Annotated in this window: 12 protein-coding genes and 1 tRNA gene; 8 read left to right on the top strand and 5 right to left on the bottom strand. The window is 62.3% G+C overall.

What is annotated here, in order from left to right; translation table 11 throughout:
• The first annotated feature begins 57 nt into the window (after positions 1 to 57).
• Complete coding sequence (locus ACZ5WW_RS10230; protein ID WP_377164526.1) at positions 58 to 1,146, top strand: Gfo/Idh/MocA family protein; 1,089 nt, start codon at positions 58 to 60, stop codon at positions 1,144 to 1,146.
• Positions 1,147 to 1,178: 32 nt separating this feature from the next.
• On the opposite strand, the gene ACZ5WW_RS10225 is transcribed toward ACZ5WW_RS10230, so the two are convergent.
• Positions 1,179 to 2,054, bottom strand: a complete 876-nt coding sequence (locus tag ACZ5WW_RS10225) for a YicC/YloC family endoribonuclease (protein ID WP_377164528.1) — start codon at positions 2,052 to 2,054, stop codon at positions 1,179 to 1,181.
• 114 nt (positions 2,055 to 2,168) lie between these two features.
• Between ACZ5WW_RS10225 and ACZ5WW_RS10220 the strand changes: the two genes are divergently transcribed.
• The 3 genes from ACZ5WW_RS10220 (at position 2,169) to ACZ5WW_RS10210 (ending at position 5,166) form a co-directional block, all read left to right on the top strand.
• Positions 2,169 to 3,080 carry a ParB/RepB/Spo0J family partition protein gene (locus ACZ5WW_RS10220; protein WP_377164530.1) on the top strand — a complete coding sequence of 304 codons (912 nt, stop codon included), beginning with the start codon at positions 2,169 to 2,171 and terminating at the stop codon, positions 3,078 to 3,080.
• A 78-nt stretch (positions 3,081 to 3,158) separates the two neighbouring features.
• On the top strand, positions 3,159 to 3,590 hold the full coding sequence (locus ACZ5WW_RS10215; RefSeq protein WP_377164532.1) for a nuclear transport factor 2 family protein: 432 nt from the start codon (positions 3,159 to 3,161) through the stop codon (positions 3,588 to 3,590).
• Between the two features lie 13 nt (positions 3,591 to 3,603).
• A complete protein-coding gene (locus tag ACZ5WW_RS10210; RefSeq protein ID WP_377164534.1) occupies positions 3,604 to 5,166 on the top strand; it encodes a fused MFS/spermidine synthase in 1,563 nt (520 codons plus the stop codon).
• A 127-nt stretch (positions 5,167 to 5,293) separates the two neighbouring features.
• Here ACZ5WW_RS10210 and ACZ5WW_RS10205 read toward each other — a convergent pair whose 3' ends face one another.
• On the bottom strand, positions 5,294 to 6,718 hold the full coding sequence (locus tag ACZ5WW_RS10205; protein ID WP_377164536.1) for a S41 family peptidase: 1,425 nt from the start codon (positions 6,716 to 6,718) through the stop codon (positions 5,294 to 5,296).
• Between the two features lie 110 nt (positions 6,719 to 6,828).
• On the opposite strand from ACZ5WW_RS10205, the gene ACZ5WW_RS10200 reads away from it, so the two are divergent.
• Positions 6,829 to 7,815 (top strand): hypothetical protein, encoded by a 987-nt coding sequence (locus ACZ5WW_RS10200; protein WP_377164538.1) that lies wholly within the window; start codon positions 6,829 to 6,831, stop codon positions 7,813 to 7,815.
• A 63-nt stretch (positions 7,816 to 7,878) separates the two neighbouring features.
• On the opposite strand, the gene ACZ5WW_RS10195 is transcribed toward ACZ5WW_RS10200, so the two are convergent.
• On the bottom strand, positions 7,879 to 11,604 hold the full coding sequence (locus ACZ5WW_RS10195; protein WP_377164540.1) for a PVC-type heme-binding CxxCH protein: 3,726 nt from the start codon (positions 11,602 to 11,604) through the stop codon (positions 7,879 to 7,881).
• A gap of 342 nt (positions 11,605 to 11,946) precedes the next feature.
• On the opposite strand from ACZ5WW_RS10195, the gene araD reads away from it, so the two are divergent.
• Positions 11,947 to 13,689, top strand: a complete 1,743-nt coding sequence (gene araD, locus ACZ5WW_RS10190; protein ID WP_377164542.1) for an L-arabinonate dehydratase — start codon at positions 11,947 to 11,949, stop codon at positions 13,687 to 13,689.
• A gap of 228 nt (positions 13,690 to 13,917) precedes the next feature.
• Here the strand turns inward: araD and ACZ5WW_RS10185 are convergent, their stop codons facing one another.
• Positions 13,918 to 14,925, bottom strand: a complete 1,008-nt coding sequence (locus tag ACZ5WW_RS10185; RefSeq protein ID WP_377164544.1) for a hypothetical protein — start codon at positions 14,923 to 14,925, stop codon at positions 13,918 to 13,920.
• A 346-nt stretch (positions 14,926 to 15,271) separates the two neighbouring features.
• Here ACZ5WW_RS10185 and ACZ5WW_RS10180 point away from each other — a divergent pair.
• Both ACZ5WW_RS10180 and ACZ5WW_RS10175 read left to right on the top strand, forming a co-directional pair.
• Positions 15,272 to 15,348, top strand: a tRNA-Pro gene (locus ACZ5WW_RS10180).
• A gap of 37 nt (positions 15,349 to 15,385) precedes the next feature.
• A complete protein-coding gene (locus ACZ5WW_RS10175) occupies positions 15,386 to 16,720 on the top strand; it encodes a response regulator (protein ID WP_377164546.1) in 1,335 nt (444 codons plus the stop codon).
• A gap of 2 nt (positions 16,721 to 16,722) precedes the next feature.
• On the opposite strand, the gene ACZ5WW_RS10170 is transcribed toward ACZ5WW_RS10175, so the two are convergent.
• Complete coding sequence (locus ACZ5WW_RS10170) at positions 16,723 to 18,804, bottom strand: PAS domain-containing hybrid sensor histidine kinase/response regulator (RefSeq protein WP_377164548.1); 2,082 nt, start codon at positions 18,802 to 18,804, stop codon at positions 16,723 to 16,725.
• Between the last annotated feature and the right edge of the window lie 157 nt (positions 18,805 to 18,961).

The following is an 18,961-nucleotide window of genomic DNA, read 5'->3' as shown; positions in this document are numbered from 1 at the left end:
GAACGGTCAAGCGACTCAACAGTTGCGCTTTCGCGCCCCAGCCTGCATTTTACCTTTATGCGCCCGACCCGCCGCCTCCGAGAACTGCTGATCCTCGTCATGGGGTGTGTGGTGGCGGCGCTGCTCAGCCCCCACCTTATGGCAGACGATCTTCGCATTGGCATCATCGGGCTGGACACGTCTCATTCGGAGCAGTTCACTCTGCGCCTGAACGATCCTGCGAACCCGAACCACATACCTGGCGCGAGGGTGGTGGCGGCGTACCCTGGGGGCAGCCCTGACATCGAGGAGAGCAAGACGCGGATCGATGGCTTTACGGCGACGGTGAGGGACAAGTTTGGCGTGCGGATCGTGGGGAGTGTGGCGGAGGCGTGCAAGGATGTGGACGCGGTGCTGCTGCTGAGCCTGGAGGGGCGGCCAAGGCTGGAGCAGATGAAGCAGATCATTGCGGCGGGCAAACCGGTGTTTATGGACAAGCCGGTGGCGGCGTCGCTGAAGGATGTGGTGGAGATCTACAAGCTGGCGGCGGCGGCTCAGGTGCCGGTGTTCAGCGCCTCGGCGGTGCGGTGGTACCCGGGGGTGCTGGAGGTGGCGAATGCGGAGCCGACTCCGGCGCGCGGTGTGATCTCCTACGGGCCGGCGCATGTGCTGCCATTCCACCCGGACCTGTTTTTTTACGGCATCCACCCGACGGAGGCGCTCTTTACGGTGATGGGGCCCGGGTGCCTTTCGGTGGTGCGTACGACGACGCCGTCTGAGTCGGTCGTGACAGGGGTGTGGGCCGGCGGGCGCACGGGGACGCTGCAGGCGATCCATGAGGGGGCGATGAGCTACAAGCTGATCCGGTTTGGCGACAAGCAGATCACGGAGCAGAAGTCCGAGGGGGACTACACGCCGATGCTGCGTGAGATTGTGAAGTTTTTCCAGAGCAAGCAGCCGCCTGTGTCGCCGAAGCAGACGCTGGAGATTTATGCGTTTATGGCGGCGGCTGAGGAGAGCAAGAACCGCGACGGGGGCCGTGTGACGCTGAGAGAAGTGATGGTGAAAGCCGGGGCGCCGGAGGCGTGGCTGCCGGAGGACGGGAAGGTGAAGCACGAGGCGCCGAAGTCGGTGCCGAAGGGGCTGCCGAAGCCGGGCGGGTCGTGAGTGGGCTGGCAGGAGACCGCTGGTGAGCGGGTTTATTCGGCGTTTTGGACCTGCTCGCGGATTTTTTCGAGCTCGGTTTTGGCGGTGACGACGTGGTGGGCGATCTCGGCGTTGTTGCACTTGGAGCCCATGGTGTTGAATTCGCGGAAGAACTCCTGGAGGAGGAAGTCGAGGCTGCGGCCGGCGGGGGCAGCGCCTGCGAGGTAGGTGCGGAACTGCTGGATGTGGCTGGCGGCGCGGGTGAGCTCTTCGGAGATGTCGGTACGGTCGGCGAAGAGGGCGATCTCCTTGACGAGGCGCTCGTCATCCAGGGGGAGGGGGAGGCCGGCGTCTTCGAGGCGCTGGCGGAGGATTTTGCGCTGATGCTCGGGGACGGTGGCGGCTTTGGAGCGGATGGAGTCGAGGAGGGACTCGATCTGGGAGAGTCGGGTCTCGATGTCGCTGCGGAGGCTGGCGCCTTCGGTGGCGCGCATGGTGTTCAATTGCTTCAGGGCGGCGGCAAGGGCCTCCTGAACGGGGGGCCAGGCGTCTTCCGTGGCGATTTCTGTCTGGGCCTGGGTGATGACGCCGGGCAGGCGTGTGACATCTATGAGGGAGATGTCCGGGGGGACGTCCAGTTTCAGCGCCAGGGAGTGGAGGGCGTGGTAGTAGTGGGCGGCTAGCTCCTGATCGACGCGGACGGCCTCGGTGCCCGAGGTGCCGGTTTCGCGGCGGACGGCCACATTGACGCGACCGCGGGATACGGCGGCGGCGACCTCGGTGCGGACGGCGTTTTCGAGCTCTGAGAGCTCACGGGGGAGATTGACGGCGACTTCGAGCTGTTTGCGGTTCACGGAGCTGCATTCGACGCTCCACGTGACGCCGGAGCGCTGAGTTTCGCCGCGGCCAAATCCTGTCATGCTTTTCATAGCCATCAGATGGAACGTGATTTGACTTTGGTAAAGTCCCGGTACGGGGCGGGTGCAGATTCGCCACGATTCCAGTTTGCAAGGTCACGGCTCCGCCCTAGTCTCGCCCTCCCTATGGCAAAAGCGGCTCTCGGCAAAGGACTCGGCGCACTCATCTCGACATCTCCAGCGGTGTCAGGAGTGTCGCGACTGCCTGCACTTGCACAGCCAGCCCCTGGAGACGTGGTGAACCGCGTGACGCTGGACCAGATCGTGCCCAGCCCGCTGCAGCCGCGCAAGGAGTTCCAGCCGGAGATGCTGACGGAGCTGATGGAGTCGATCCGCGAGCATGGGATCATCCAGCCGCTGATCGTGCGGCGTGTGAACGGGAAGCTGGAGCTGATCGCGGGTGAGCGGCGTTTCCGTGCTTCACGGGAGCTGGGCCTGAAGGAAGTGCCGGTGATCGTGCGGGAGGCCAGCGACAAGGACGTGCTGGAGATGGCGCTGATCGAGAACCTGCAGCGTGAGGGGCTGAACCCGATCGAAGAGGCGCAGGCGTACTCGCGGCTGGCGAAGGATTTCCAGATGAGGCAGGAGGACATCGCGCAGCGTGTGGGCAAGAACCGCGCGACGGTGGCGAACACGATGCGACTGCTGGAACTGCCGGCCGGCATCCGTGACATGCTGGTGGGGGCGAAGATTTCGACGGGGCACGCGAAGGTGCTGCTGATGCTGAAACAGCATGAGGAGCAGGAGCGGCTGGCGCAGCAGATCGTGGCGAAGAGCCTGACGGTGCGTGCGACGGAGAAAGCGGTGGATGCGATCCTGCACCCGCCGCCGCCGCCGCAACCGAAGCCGACAGAGACGGACCTGATCCGTGCGATCCAGGCGGTGGAGCAGAAGCTGATCCAGCACCTGACGACCAACGTGAGCATCCACCACGGTGAGAAGAAAGGGCGTGTCGAGATCGACTACTACGGGGTGGAGGACCTGAACCGCATCCTGAGCGTGATCGGAGTGCCGGAAGAGACGTTTGTGGAGGAATAGCGGGCGGCTGCCCGTAATGACGAAACCGGAATGACGAATGACGAAACAGGCATGCGTTTGAAGCTGATGGCATTCGTCATGCGTCCCTTAGTCCTCATAGCCGCGGCTCTGGTGCTGCTGGGCTGCCAGCCCGAAACCCAGGCAGAAACCGCCGATGTGCGGGAGTTTCTCACGCATTATTTTTCGACCTGGTCGGCGAAGGACATGGACGGGTACGGCGCGTGCTTTCACGAGCAGGCGAGGATCGCGTTTGTGCATCAAGGCGTGCCGCAGAGCCAGGGGCTGACGGACTTTTTGCACGGGCAGAAGCTGAGCCACGCCACCACGACGGTGCCGATGACGGAGGTGCCGACGGACATGAAGATCCTGCGTGATGAGCGCACCGCGCAGGCGAGCGTGAGGTGGAAGCTGACGAAGGGGGGCGAGGTGACGCTGGGCACGGATTGCTTTACGCTGATCAAAACCCCCGCGGGGTGGAAAATCATGAGCCTCGTCTTTTACAACGACTGAACGCGAATCACGCATGTCCCAAAAACCTTCCAAATCCACCGCCCCCGAGGCAGAGAACGCAGCCGCGACACGGGGCACGCGCCTTTTTCTGGGGCTTTCATGCTTCCTGGCCGGAGCGGCGATGATGATCATCGAAATCTGCGCCTACCGCCTGCTGGCGCCGTTTTTTGGCAACAGTGTCTATACGTGGACGGCCTTGATCGGAGTCATCCTGATCGCGTTCAGCGCGGGGGGATATCTGGGCGGGCATCTGGCGGACCGGAAGATGGCGCTCGATCTTCTTGGGTGGCTGCTTTCCGGCTCTGCGGTGCTGACGTTTTTCATTCCGGCGCTGCACACGGTCTTTGCCGCCGGGCTGAGTGCGCAGGGGCTGATCGCGGGACCTGTGATCATTTCGCTGCTGCTGTTTGCGGTGCCGGGGATTTTGCTGGGGGCCGTCTCTCCGGCTGCGGTGAGGTTTTACAGCCTGACGCTGAAGGACACGCATGTGGGGGCGGCGGCGGGGACGATCAGCATGCTGGGCTCTCTGGGCAGTTTTGTGGGCACGTTCCTCTCCGGTTTTTTCCTGCTTTCCACCTTCGGTGTGAGGAGCATCTTTTTTGGCACGGCGGCGCTGCTGCTGGTGCTGGCGGTGGCGGCATTCTTGCTGGCCAAAAACACGTTGAGGCAGCAGGCACCGGTGATCCTGAGCGGCCTGTTTGCGTTTTTCATGAGCTGGATGACGGCGCCGAAGCCCAAGCCGGGGGTGATTTTTGAGCACGAGTCGTTTTACCACCACATCGAGGTGAGCGAGCGAACGGATGGCGATGTGACGCGGCGGGTGCTGCAGCTGGACTCGACCATGGAAGGCGGGATGGATGCGAAGACGGGCGACTTGATCCTGCCGTATCAGCAGTACTGGAAGCTGGCTCTGCTGCGCGAGCCGGCGAAGGTGGGTAGCGCGCTGTTCATCGGGGCGGGCGCGTTTGGCATGCCGGAGAATGTGTCGCGTGAGTTTCCTGAAGCGGCGGTGGATGTGGTGGAGATCGACCCGCAGGTGATCGAGGTGGGGCGCAAGTTTTTCAAACTGGACGAGCACCCGCGAGTGAAGGCGCATGCGGGTGATGCGCGGCGGTACCTGCTGCAAAGCGGCGGGAAAAAGTGGGATATGATCTTTGGGGATGCGTACAACGGCATCCGGCAGATCCCGCCGCACCTGGCGACGCAGGAGTTTTATCAGCAGATCGCGGATCATCTGGAGCCGAAGGGGGTTTTTATCATGAACATCATCGCGGCCATCACCGGGCCGAAGGCGGAACTGACATCCGGGATGCTGGCGACGGTGAGAAAAGTGTTTCCGCATGTGGAGGTTTTTGCGGTGGGGTATCGGCGGGATGAAACGCAGAATGTCATCCTGATGGCGTCACGTGAGGATTTGAAGCCGCTCATTCAGGACCGCTATGTGCAGCAGGGCTCATGGCAGGAGAGTCTGATCAAGACGCATGTGCCGAAGGGGACGGTGCCCCACGCCTCCTATGTGTTCACGGATGATCACAATCCTGTGGATGCGATCATTGCGCGGGGGCTGCTGGAGTAGCGGATGTTTCGCCAGAGGGCTCTGAGCTGGGGACGGTCACCGGTGTGTTTGCCGTGCGCCGATGGACGGGCGGGCTGACGCCACACCCATCCTACGGACGGAGTGCGCACGCTGATGGAAGCAGTGACTACTTTTCCAAGGGCTTCGCCGCAGGGGCGAGGGCTGGGGCGACGAAGGCGTCGAAGACGAGGACGCCTTTGAGGGAATCGACGGCGCGTTCGAGCTGCTTGTCGCCGAGACTGGCGAGCTCGAGGGCGGCGGCTTCGCCGGTGCCGTGGGATGCGCGCCATTTGGCGATGCGGAGCTCCTCCTCGGAGGTGAGGGCGGAGACGATGTTGGGCTCGACGCCGTTTTCGTGAATGGTGCGGTGGCTGGGGGTGTAGTACTTCGCGGTGGTGAGGCGCATGGCGGCACCGTTTTTCATGGGCAGGATGGTCTGGACGCTGCCTTTGCCGAAGCTGGTGGTGCCGACGATGATGGCGCGCTTGAGGTCCTGCAGGGCGCCGGCGGTGATCTCTGAGGCGCTGGCGCTGCCCTGATTGATGAGGACGGCGATGGGGTATTTGCGGGGCTCTTTGCCGCTGCGCGAGGGGGTGCGGAAGGGCGGGGGATTTTGCGAGGCGACGCGGCCCTCGGTGGTGACGACGACGGTGCCTTCGGGGAGGAATTCGCCGCAGACGGCGACGGCGCTGTCCACGAGGCCGCCGGGGTTGTTGCGCAGGTCGAGAACGAAGGCTTTCATGCCCTGCTTTTCGAGTTGATCGAGGGCTTTGCTGAGCTCGCGTGGGGTGGGCTGGTTGTACTGGGAGATGCGGGCGTAGCCGATCTTGTAGTCTCCGGCCATTTTGGGCGAGAGCAGCATGGGGTCGTGCACGGAGGTCTCGGCGAGGGTTTCGTGCTTCACCTTGAACTCGAGGAACTGCTTGGTGCCGGGGCGGCGGACGGTGAGGCGGACTTCATCGCCGGCCTTGCCTTTGAGAAGCTGCATGGCCTCGGCGATGCCGACGGAGTCGGTGAGGACGTCGTTGATGCGGACGATCTGGTCGCCGGAGAGAACGCCTGCGGCATTGGCGGGGCCGTCTTCGCGGACGGTGATGATGGTGAGGATGCCCTGGCGGAGGGCGATGGTGATGCCGATGCCCTCAGAGGTGTCGCTCTGCTCGCGCTGCATGTCTTCGAAGAGGGACTTGCCCATGTATTCGCAATGGGGGTCGAGCTTGTGGAGCATGCCTTCGAGGGCGCCTTCGACGAGCTCGGCGTAGGTGATCTTGGACTCGTCCACGTAGTTCTGACGCACCATCTCCATGGCGCGGGTGAGCATCTCGATCTGGATGTAGGCGTCCTCGGGCGGCGGCTTGACGGGCGGGGAGGCTGGGGTTTTGGAGTCTGGCTGGGGAGCGGGCTTGGGCTCGGCGGGTTTTGGGGCGGGCTTGGACGCTGGCGCTGGGGTGGCTGCGGGAGTCGCGGCGGGCGCAGGAGTAGGGGACGGAGGAGCGGCGTGGAGACTTACGCTGAGGGCCAGGAGGGAGAGGAGTGCGGGGGCGCGACGCATGGGGGCACAGTGAACGAATTCGCCGTATGCGACAGGGGAAAATTCATCTGGCTGGCGCTGGTCTGTCGGCAGTTGATCAAGGCTGATTCCGTCCCACTCTAGGCGTCTGCATGAATCCGGTTTCCCGACAATCCTCAGAGCCAGGATCCTCCGGCTCATTTTTGAGCGCGTTGATCGGCGACGGCACTCCGCTGATTTTGCTGACGGCGCTGGCCCTGGCAGCCTCGGGCGGCTTTGCCTTGTTTCTGTCCGTCACAGGAGCGTTTCTGCCGCACGACATTGCCTTTCTGCGCATGCAGCCGGAGGATCTGTGCCGCATCAATGAGTGTCGGATCGTGCATTTCATGATTCACGACCGCTTTTCCTTTGGCGGAGTCCTGATCGCGATCTCGGTGCTGTATGCATGGCTGGCCTTGTTTCCCTTGCGGCAAGGAGAGGCCTGGGCGTGGCGGCTGCTGGCGCTCAGTGGGGTAATCGGCTTTGGCAGCTTCCTGGCTTACATCGGCTACGGCTACCTGGACAGCTGGCATGGTACGGGCACGCTGCTGCTGCTGCCGATCTTTGTCGTGGGGATGGCTCTGACGCGGAGAAAGGTGACGTCATGGCCTGTATGGGGGAGCATGCTGAGCTCCACATGGCGGACGACGAGTTGGAAGAGCTCAGAGGGCATCGCCAGACTGTGCCTGCTGGGGACAGGCGTGGGGATGATCGGAGCGGGAGCGGTCATCTCCCTGGTGGGAGTGACGTGTGTGTTTGTGCCGGAGGACATTCGGTTCATCGGGCTGACGGCGGTGCAGCTTGATGCGATCAATCCGCGTCTCATTCCTTTGATCGCGCATGACCGGGCAGGATTCGGCGGAGGGCTGCTGACATCAGGGCTTTTGGTGCTGGGAATTGTATGGAAGGCCAGGCCGGTGCGTTCGATGTGGGAGGCTATGCTGGTGGCAGGGCTAGCAGGATTCGGCTGCGCCATCGGAGTCCATTACCCCATAGGATATGTGGACTGGTACCACCTGGCTCCGGGGTGGGGCGGGCTGGTGCTTTTCGTGACCGGCATGTGGCTGGCGCGGCCTTTTTTTATGAGAGAGGAAAGCTAGGCGAGTGGAATGCACGCGCAGGCTCGGAGGCTGCGCCAGCGGATGGCCATTCGAACACCTCCATTATTCCAGGGTGATGCCGCCCCAGTAGGCGAACTCCATGTTCCAGCCGTTGACGTGGGCTTCGAGGCGGACGGTGATTTCCTGGCCGGTGAATTTGGAGAGGTCGAGGTCGATGGTTTTCCAGCGGGGCTTTTCGTGATCCACAGTCAGCTCCTTGACGACTTTGCTATTGATCACGGCCTTGGCGGTCCAGTCGCCGCGATCATCGGCGGCGACGGTGGCGGTGAGCTTGGTTTTGCCGGGTTCGACTTTGAAGGTGCGCTCAAAGCTGGCGGGCGTTTTCTTGTCGGGGAAGGGGTGGATGAGGAGGACATTTTTGCGACCGTAGTACTCGCCGAGCTTCATGGGGGTGCGCTCGAAGTCGGGGGCGCTGACGGTCCATGCGGGGTTCCAGAGGCTGACGCTTTCCCAGTCGATGGCACGGGTGCCGCTGCCTTTGGGTTTGGAGGGGACGGTGTCTTCGACGCCTTTGATCAGGAGGTCTTTTTTCTCCTTGGTGAGGGGGCCTTCTTCGGGTGGGGCGAGGATGTACCAGATGAGGTCGCGGAAGGCGGTGTCGGGGAGATTGCCGAAGCCCATGGGCATGAGGCTTTGTTTTGTATTCGTGAGGGTGGCGACTTGATCGCGAGGGACGATCTGGGCGGCTCCGCCTGCGCCGAGGAGTTTGACATGGCTGGGGGTGTCCTCCACCACGCGTCCGGCGAGAGTCCGGCCGTCCTTGGTGCTGAGAGTGAAGTTTTCGTAGCCGTTGCCGATGATCTGATTGGGATCGATGACGTTGGCGAGGATGGCGTCGAGGTTGCTGCGCCCGCTGCCGATGAGGTCGGGGCCGACTTTCTGGCCGCCGCCGTGGAACTCGTGGCAGACCATGCAGGTGGCGGTGAAGAGGAGTTTGCCATTGGCGAGATCGGGCTCGCCGGTGAGGCAGGCTTGTTTCTTTTTCGCGATCAGGACTTTGACGTCGTCTGAGGAGTCCTGCCAGGCGCCGAGGACTTTGGAGGCGTGATTGCGGGTGGCGGTATCCTGGCTGGTAGCGAGGGCGCGGCGCACGGGTGCGGGGAAACCGGTGGCGCTGACTTTGCCTTCGCCGATGGCATCGAGCAGGGCATGCATCCATGGGGTGCGGCTGCAGAGGGCCTCAACGGCGGCGTTGTAGAGGAGGCCGCGGGCCTGGGGATCGGAGTGTGAGGTGGAGGCTTGCGCGACGGTCAGAAGCGGGGCGATGAAGTCATCGGTGCCGAAGTCTGCGGCGGCGCGGATGGCGGCGACGGAGAGAGCGGGGGAGGTGCTATCGGTGAGGAGGAGAAGCAGCGCCTTTTTGACGGTGTCCGACTTCACCTTGGCTATGGACTGGAGCAGGGCGACGCGGTCTTTTTCGGGCTTGGTGGTGTCGCGCAGGGCGGTGATGGTTTCCTGAAGCGCGGCTTCATCGCCCCAGAGGACGGCGAGGGTCTGGGCGTGATTGCGAACATCGTCGTTGGAGTGCGCGCGCCATTTGGCGAGGCTGGCTGAGATGTCCTTGGTGGGCTTGATGACGCCGCTTTCCTGGCCTTTGACGAGGCCGCTGAGAGCGTGGGCGAGGAGGATGTCGTGAGCGGCGATCTTGTCGCAAAAGTCGATGGCGAGGTCGAGGTTCTCGGCCTTGCGGGTGTCACAGAGGCGACGCATGGCTTTGTGAGAGAGGATGTGGGAGAGGGGCTGACACTCGGCAGCGACGCACAACTGCCCACCTGCGATTGTCTCCTCAGGATCATAATCGAGACCGCGTTCGAGGCACATCCAGATCTCAAACTGCAAGAGAGGGTCGAAGTCTTTGGCGCTGGACTTCATGAGATCGTTCATCATGTAAAAGGTGCGGACGAGAGGGCGGAAGAATTTGCCTTCGTGCGACAGAGGGCGGTTTGCCGTGAGTGCCTTGGACGAAGCCATGCGCATGCCGATTGCTGTGGCGTGGCGGACAGTGATGTCCTTGTCGGACTCGAGTTTTTCGATGCGCTCCAATTCCGGCCACATGAGGGCGGCGGCTTGTGTCTCGGCTTCGGAGGTCTTGAACATGTCGTCATCGGCCACGTCGGCGAGGTGCTGGCTGGTGACACGGAAGCGTTCGCCACTGAGGCGGGCAGCCCAGGCACGGACGGCTGCGTCGGCGTGGCTTGCGCCTTGATCAAGGAGTTTGCCTTCGAGCAGGTTTGCCTGATGCAGGGTCCAGAGTGAGTCGAGATATTGAGCAGGCGTGGCGGTGGATTGCGTGAGCTTTTCGAGGAGAGGCTGTGCGTTTTTATCTTGGTGTTCTGCCACAATCCTTCTCGCCATGCGGCGCATCCAGTTGTTGGGGTGTTCGAGGGTTTTGACGAGGTCGGGGGTGGAGAGGGTTTTGAGGTTGAGGGCGGTGTGTTCGCGAGTGGTGTTGGATTTTGAATCGGCGGTGACGACGCGCCAGATGCGGCCGCGTTCGCGGTCCACGCCTTCGGGGTTGGCCTTGGCGTTTTGGTAGCAGGGGTATTTGTCGCACCAGTCCATGATCCAGAGGAAGCCGTCGGGGCCGGTCTGGGTGCTGACGGGGCGGAACCAGCCGTTGTTGGCGCGGAGGAAGTCGCGGCGGGGTTCGCATTTGAAAGTGGCACCGAAGGGGGTGAGGACTTCTTCGTGGATGGCGTTGTCGTGGATGTTGCCGATGAAGGCGTGGCCGTGGGTGTCTGCGGGATAGCGGCCGCCCTGGTAGATCTGGATGCCGGCGTAGGCGGCGCGGAAGTGCTTGTGCTTCACGATGCTGGGGAGGAGCTCGTAGGCGTAGGGGTTCTCGGGGGCGCCGCCCTGGCGAGTGTAGATGCCGCCGGGGGCCATGTGGAAGAAGTGGTCGATGACGCAGGCGCTGACGAAGAAGTTGCCCGCAGCGTCGTAGTCGCAGCCCCAGGGATTGCTGGTGCCGTCGGCGAAGACTTCGAATTCCCAACTCGGGGCGGAGGTGTTTGCGGAGTTGTCTTTGCGGGCAGGAGTGCCCGCGCTACTGGGGCGGGCGCGGCCGATGCCGGCGTCGAATTTGAAGCCTTCGCTTTCGGGCTGGCCGGGGAGGCGGACTTTACTGTTGGTGAAGACGCCGTGGGTCATGTAGAGCCAGCCGTCGGGGCCCCAGGTGAAGCTGTTGACGAGTTCGTGGGTGTCTTCGCGGCCGAAGCCGGTGAGGACGACGCGCCAGGCGTCGGGTTTGTCGTCGTCGTCGTCATCGCGGAAGTGGATGAGGTGGGGCTGCTGGCCGACGTAGATGCCGTTGTCGCCGCAGATGATGGCGCTGGCGAGGTTGAGGCCTTCGACGAAGACGGTGCGCTTGTCGGCGGTGCCGTCGTTGTCGGTGTCTTCGAGGATGATGACGCGGTCGCGGGGGATTTTTTCGCCCAGCTTCGGCATGGGGTGGTATTGGTCGTCCTTGGCCACGCCACCGTAGGGGCGCTGGTCTTCGGGGAGGGGAGTGCCGAGGGGGTATTCGTAGGCTTCGACGATCCAGAGGCGGCCGCGGTGGTCCCAGGTCATGGCGACGGGATTTTGCACCATGGGCTCGTGGGCGAAGCAGCGGACCTCGTAGCCCTCGGGCACGGACATCTTGGCGCGGGCTTCCTCGGGCGTGGGGCAGACGGTGGTGGCGGCGGCGCGTTCGCCTTCGAGCTCTTTGCCGGCGGCGAGGAGGTGCGGAGCGACTAGAAGCAGCGGAAGGAAAAGGAGCGGGCGCATGGCTGGGGTTGGTTGTAACAGATGCTACGGAGAAAGGACAAGGGGGATGTCGGACGCGATTTGGGTGGAATCGGACGGAGGTAGGGGCCTGGGAATGACGAATGAGTAAATCCGAATGACGAAATAATGACGAATGACCAATGAGGAAGAAGGGGAGCAGGTGTTGGTCTTTGTGGTTAGGCGCTGAAAAGTGGAGTGGGCAGAAACGGTAGATTTTTAACCACAGAGCACACTGAATACACGGAAACCAGAGTGAGTGTGGGTGGTGGAAAATGAGGGGGACGATTTGACCGGGGGAAATCCGGCCTGTTAATGGGGGTGAATCTTGTTAATGCTTTTCCAATGGCCTCTGAAAACACCCCCACCCGCAAAACTCCTGAACAACTCCGATCCTGGCGCTGGTATGGCCGTGATGAACTCAGATCCTTTGGACATCGCTCACGTGCCAAGCAGGCGGGGTGGGGGAGTGAGGATATTGTGGGGAAGCCGGTGATCGGGATTTTGAACACGTGGAGTGATCTGAACTCCTGCCACATGCATTTGCGCCTGACGGCGGATGCGGTGAAGCGCGGGGTTTTGCAGGCGGGGGGGCATCCGATGGAGATCCCGATCATGTCCGCCGGGGAGATGCTGACGAAGCCGACGGCGATGTTTCATCGCAACTTTCTGGCGATGGAGACGGAGGAGATGCTGAGGGCGAATCCGATCGACGGGGCCGTTTTGCTGGGTGGCTGCGACAAGTCCACGCCGGGGCTGCTGATGGGTGCTTTCAGCATGGACATTCCTGTGATCTACATGCCCTGCGGGCCGATGATCAAGGGCAACTGGCGCGGCGACACGCTGGGCAGCGGCAGCGACGTGTGGAAATACTGGGACGAAAAGCGTGCGGGCAATCTGAGCTGGGAGCAGTGGTGCGAGATTGAGGACGGGATCGCCCGCAGCCCGGGGCATTGCATGACGATGGGGACGGCAAGCACCCTGACGGCGCTGGCTGAGACGCTGGGGCTTTGCATTCCGGGAGCTTCGTCCATTCCTGCGGTGGACAGTGCGCATACGCGTATCGCGGCGGCGGCTGGAAGGCAGATCGTGGAGAACGTGTGGCTGGACCGCAAGCCGTCGGGCATCGTGAGCGAGCGCTCGTTTGAAAATGCGATTGCGGTGGACATGGCGCTGGGTGGCAGCACGAATGCGATCGTGCATCTGGTGGCGATGGCTGGGCGTCTCGGCATCAAGCTGCCGCTGGAGAAGTTTGACGAGATCAGCCGGAAGATTCCGCTGCTGGCGAACATGCGGCCTGCGGGCAAGTATTTGATGGAGGAGTTCTTCCTGGCGGGCGGGCTGCGGGCGCTCTTGAATGGCATGCGCGAGCTGCTGCACACGGATGTGCCGACGATCACGGGCAAGACGCTGGGCGAGGACATCGAGGATGCGATCATCCATAATGAGGATGTGATCCGCACGCCTGCCAACGCATTGCAGCCAGACGGCGGCACGGCGATCCTGCGTGGCAATTTGTGCCCGGATGGGGCGGTGATCAAACATGCGGCGGCGACCAAGGAGCTGTGCACGCACACGGGGCCGGCGCTGGTGTATGACAGCTATGCGGAGATGAAAAAGCACATCGACGACATGGATCTGGATGTGACGAAAGACACGGTGCTCATTTTGCGCAATGCGGGGCCTGTGGGCGCGCCGGGGATGCCGGAGTGGGGACAACTCCCCATTCCAAAGAAGCTGATCATGCAGGGCATCCGCGACATGGTGCGACTGAGCGACTGCCGCATGAGCGGCACGAGCTACGGGGCGTGTGTGCTGCACATCGCGCCTGAGAGCGCGGTGGGCGGGCCGCTGGCGTTGGTGAAGACTGGCGACCTGATCGAGCTGGATGTGCCGAACCGTAAGCTGCACCTGCACGTGAGCGACGAGGAACTGGAAAAGCGCCGTGCCGACTGGAAGCCTGCGCCAGTGCGGTATCACCGTGGCTACGCGAAGCTGTATGTGGAGCATGTCACGCAGGCGGACCAGGGAGCGGACTTTGACTTCCTGCAACATGGGCCTGCAGTGCCGGAGCCGGACATTTTTTGAAGGCTGGCTTGAGGAACGATTTTGCGGAAGGGATTTGGGTGGCGGGCTGAGGACAGCCCGCCCTGCCGATGCCGGGCGGCTGAGAAACATGGGAGCTGCCATGCGCTGATGGACGGGCGGGATGTTGCCTCACCTGTCCTACGACAAGCATAAAAAAACCTCCCGGCTTGCGCCGGGAGGTTTGAAAACCTTGGAAGGTTGAAGTCGCTCAGGAGAGAGCGGCCTGAATTAGAAGCGGACGCTGAGGGTCACGCCGTAGTAGCACACGCTGTGGAAAGCGGTGGCTGGGCCTCCGGGAACGCCAGGGAAGGGAGCATAGCTGTTCGTAGCGGAACGGGCCATGTTCTTCATCGGTCCCATTGGCACGTTGAATGCCACGTAGGGGGTAAGGGTCGCACGGCTGTTGAGCTTGATTGGGAAATCAATGCCAACGTTAAGTGCGGTCCAGCCGCTGATGCCGCCCTGAGCAGCGCTCTGGCCGAAGATGCCGCCGCCACCGTAGAGGTTGCGGGAAGCCTGGGTCCAGCCAGCGTTGTAGTTCAGGCCATAGCCCAGACCAGCGTGAGGGACGATGCTGATGGCATCGGTCACGGTGATGGTGGACTTGGCGGTCAGGTCGAAGTACCAGCCACCGTTGAACAGGTCATAGTTCGCGCTGGAAGCCAGGTTGATGGGGCCCAGGTTGGTGTTGACGCCCAGAGTGAGCTGCTGGATGTCGTTCATGCCATAGCCGCCACCAGGACCGAAGGGGAGCTGGTTGAGGCCGCTGCCGTTGGCAAGGGAGCCCATGTTGTGGATGAAACTGTAGCCGAAGCTCACGCTGGCAGGACCGAAGTCATGCGAGATGGCTGCACCCAGCTGAAGGCGCTGGAAGGAGGAGGTGTTCTTGATGCCGACGGTCTGGAGGCCGTTGGGGGAGAAGTGGTCCTGGTCACCTGCGAGGGAGCCGTAGTTCACGTCCCAGAGAAGGGAGGTGCTGCCAGCGCCGTCTTCAGCTGCACCACCCACGAGGAGGAGAGCACCGTTGACGCCTGCACGGACCCAATGCTGACCGTAGTTGATGCCACGCCACACGTAGTTGGAGTCGTAGCCGATGGAGGCGGTGATGCCCAGATCATCGTCCACAGGAGCGGGCGCGATGGGATTTTTCGGGGCGGGAGCGGATGGTCCGGCCACGACGGGAGTGGCGGCCAGTGCCAAGAACCCCAGCGTTTTCAGCAATGCGTTCAATTTCATAGTCTGATTAGTTTGGTATTAGGTTGGTTGGTTTGAGGTCGGACACTCGCATGAATTGCCACAACACGGGTGTATTGAAGCAAAGTACGTGAGCCGTTCAGCCCGTATGATAGCGCGGCTGCCGTGGCTGCAAAGCCTTTTTGTATCATCTTGCTTTAGGCTGTCCGCCTGCCCGGCGACTGCAAATTCAAATTAAAGCCACTCAAAAATGCGAGCTGGCGCATGTGTGAGTGCAGGGGGCATCTTACAGCTTGCGTCGTGTGCTGGTGAGGCTACAAATCTGTTCCCGCCCATTGAATGGCAGCAATGCCTGCAGTGGGGCCGCAAGAGTCAGCAATGGCAAAGGCGGGCTGTGGCTCAGCCTGGTAGAGCGCTTCGTTCGGGACGAAGAGGTCGTGGGTTCGAATCCCGCCAGCCCGACCATTGTTACTGTGCATACGAAGTGATACCGAGGCAAGACATGGCGTCCCCAACACCACCCAAAAAAATCCTGCTCGCGGAAGATGTGCGCGCGCTTTCCATGCGGCTCTCGCATGCGCTCGAAACGCACGGGTATGCCGTCAGGGTGGCGGAGGATGGCGAAGAGTGCCTTGAGCTGATGGAGGAATTCAATCCCGACCTCCTGGTGCTGGACCTGATCATGCCGAAGATGAACGGGCTGGAGGTGCTGAGACATCTGCGGGCGCAGCAGTCAACGCAGCACCTGCCGGTGATCGTGTGCACGGCGAAGGATTACTCGACCGAACTGAAGCACATCCAGCAAACCGGGCCGGTGGATGTACTGATCAAGCCCTTTGATCCCGAACTGCTGCTGGAGAAGCTGAGGCAGTATTTTCATGACGCTGCAACGACGAAGGGGGTCACGCACCGTGAGCACCTGCAAGTGTCTGCGGAGCAGTATGCGCCAGTGCTGGACACCAAGCGTCCGCATGTGAAGCTGTGGGGTACGCGGGGGTCCATCCCTGTGTGCGGTGCACGCTATGCGCAGCATGGGGGCAACACGACCTGCTTTGAGTACAACACCGGGAAGGAGCGCATCATGTTTGACGCGGGTTCCGGCCTGAGGGAGGCGGGGCAGTCGTTTCTGGCCGGGGGCCCCTGCCACATCCACCTTTTCATCACGCACACGCACTGGGACCACATCCAGGGCTTTCCATTTTTCACGCCCATCTATGTGCCGGGCTTTGAAATCACGGTTTATGGCGAGCGCGGTTTTGGCAAGAACATCGAGTCGCTGCTCTGCGGGCAGATGGACCGCGATTATTTCCCGATCCAGCGGGAGGACCTGAGGGCCAAGATCAACTTTGTGTTTCTCGACGACACGCCGGTGAAGATCGGAGATGTGACGGTGACACGTGAGTTTACGCAGCACCCCGGGGCAACGGTGGGCTTTAAAGTGACGCATGATGGCTGGAGCGTGGCCTTTGTGCCGGACAATGAATTTCTCCAGGGCTACACGGGCTCTCCGGTCAAGCTGACACGTGATTCAGACCTCGTGGTGCCGTATGAGCCGATGCTGGCCTTTCTTGAAGGGGTGGATCTGCTGGTGCACGAGGCGCAGTACCTGCCTGCAGACTATCCCAAGCGCATCGGCTGGGGACACTCCAACCTGGCGACGGCCTGTGCGCTGACCAAGCTGGTGGGGGCGAAAAAATGGATCGTGGTGCATCACGATCCGGACCACGATGATGCGGCGCTGCATGCCAAGCTGAACCTCACGCGTCAGATCATGCGGGAGGTCGGGCATCCGATCCAGCTGGTGCACGGCTATGATGGGATGACGGAGTACCGTTGATCTCAGATGCCGGGCTCAAAGGCGCCGACGAGGGCTGCGCCAAGCAGGGCGCATTCACTTTTCAGCTGATCCAGCATGAGGTGGGCGCCCTTCAAGTCTCCGGCATGTGCGTACTCGCAGAGCTCGGAGGCGAGTTTCAAGGCCTTGCCTGCGGCATAGACGCCGAGCATGCCCTTGAGGGAATGAGCCGCCTCGTAGAGGGGCCTGGCTTTGCCTGCGGCGAGGGACTTCTCGGCCTTGCGGAGATACTTTTGCGCATCTTCGGAGAAGATGGCCACGAGCTTGCGCGTGAGCTTTTCGTCGCCGGTGGATTCACGGAACTCCTCCAGGTCGAAGGGGGGAGGCTCGGTGGGGGGGCGTGGAGGCTGGGGGGCGGTGGGTGGCTGCGCCGGCGCGGGGTGACTGGAACGCTGCGCGAACTGCTCCACGACCTGGAAGAGCTCGGCTGAGCGCAGGGGCTTGGCGATGTAGTCATCCATGCCTGCGGCGAGGCATTTTTCGCGGTCGCCTTTCATGGCGTTGGCGGTCATGGCGATGATGGGGACATGCCTGCCGGAAGCCTGCTCTGCCTGGCGGATCCTGGCGGTGGCTTCGTAGCCGGTGATGCCGGGCATGTGAACGTCCATCAAGACGGCGTCGAAGGTCTCCCGGGCGCAAAGGTCGATGGCCTCCCTGCCGTTGGAGGCCAGGGTGACGGTGTGGCCGCGCTTTTCCAGCATGCGCGCACCGACAAGCTGGCTGACGTGGCCGTCTTCGACAATGAGCACCTTCATCGTGGACTGCGCCGCGAGGACGGGTCTGATGCGTGGAGACCGGGGCCTGATGGAAATGCCGCTGGTGCGGCCAAAGGCGGCGGTGAAATGGAAAGTGCTGCCGGCACCGGGCTGGCTCTCGACCCAGATGCGGCCATGCATGAGGGCGACCAGATCATGGCATATGGCGAGGCCAAGGCCCGTGCCTCCATAGCGGCGGGAGGTGGAGGTCTCCGCCTGGGTGAAGGCCTCAAAGATGCTTTCGCGCATTTCGGGGGCGATGCCGATGCCGGTGTCGCTGATTTTGAAATGCAGCGTGACCATGTCCGCCGTTTCGGACTCCATGCTGACGTCGATGGTGACGCCGCCTTTGTGGGTGAATTTGATGGCGTTGCCGATGAGGTTGACCAGGATCTGCCGCAGCCTGCCGTCATCTCCGATCAGGCGCGTGGGGACCTCCGGGCTGATGTGATGAAGGAACACCAGCCGCTTTTGAAACGCGCGGATGCCCATGGCCTGGGTGATCTCGGTGACGACCTCGCCGAGGTCAAACTCGTGGGCGTCGAGCTCCATCTTGCCGGCTTCGATTTTGGAGAAGTCGAGGATGTCGTTGAGGAGCTCCAGCAGCGAGTCGGCGGAAAGCTTGAGCATTTCCAGGTATTCGCGCTGGGTTTCATTGAGCTCTGTGCCCAGGAGCAGCTCGCTCATGCCAATGACGCCGTTCATGGGCGTGCGGATCTCATGGCTCATGTTGGCGAGGAAGGCGCTCTTGGCGCTGTTGGCGGACTCGGCGTCACGCCGTGCCTTGCGCAGCTCCTCCTCGTCGTGCTTGCGTTCGGTCACGTCCGTGTGGGAGCCGGCCATGCGGTAGGGGGTGCCCTGTTCATCTCGCAGGGCGCGGCCGCGGGCGAGAATCCAGCGCCAGGAACCGTCTTTGTGGCGGAAGCGAAACTCGACAGCGTAGCGCGGAATGCGGCCGGCGAGGTAATCGTTCAGGGTGGCCATCACGCGGTCGTGATCATCCGGGTGAAGATGGCTCTCAAAAGTGGCGAAGACGTTTTCGAGCTCGTCGTCCTCGTAGCCGATCATGCTCTTCCAAGGCGGGGAAAAGAAGACTTTGCCGGTGCGAATGTCCCAGTCCCAGATGCCGTCATTGGTGCCGCGCACCGCCAGGGCAAAGCGCTCCTCGCTTTCCGCCAGCTCGCGAACAGCCTCCGCAGGCGCATTGGGCAGGCGCAGGCGGCAGGCATGGAGCATGCCTGCCAGTTCCCGAATACGCTGCTTCAACTCCGGCACGGAGTTGCCAGCGGCATGCTCATGAGTGTCTGACATGGGGGTTGTTGGCATCCTCAGGACAGTTGGAGGACGGATGCGTGGGGATGAATAGACATAAATTGGCACAAACAAACTCAAAAAGGTGTGTGTGGAATGGCAAAGTGTGGTGCGCCAACGGCTGCGGAATGCCGCAAAGCAGATGTAGTTGCGTGTT

This window comes from Prosthecobacter fluviatilis, assembly GCF_055388355.1.
The sequence above is the reverse complement of the archived record's forward strand: the minus strand, read 5'-3'. Positions and strand labels throughout refer to the sequence as shown.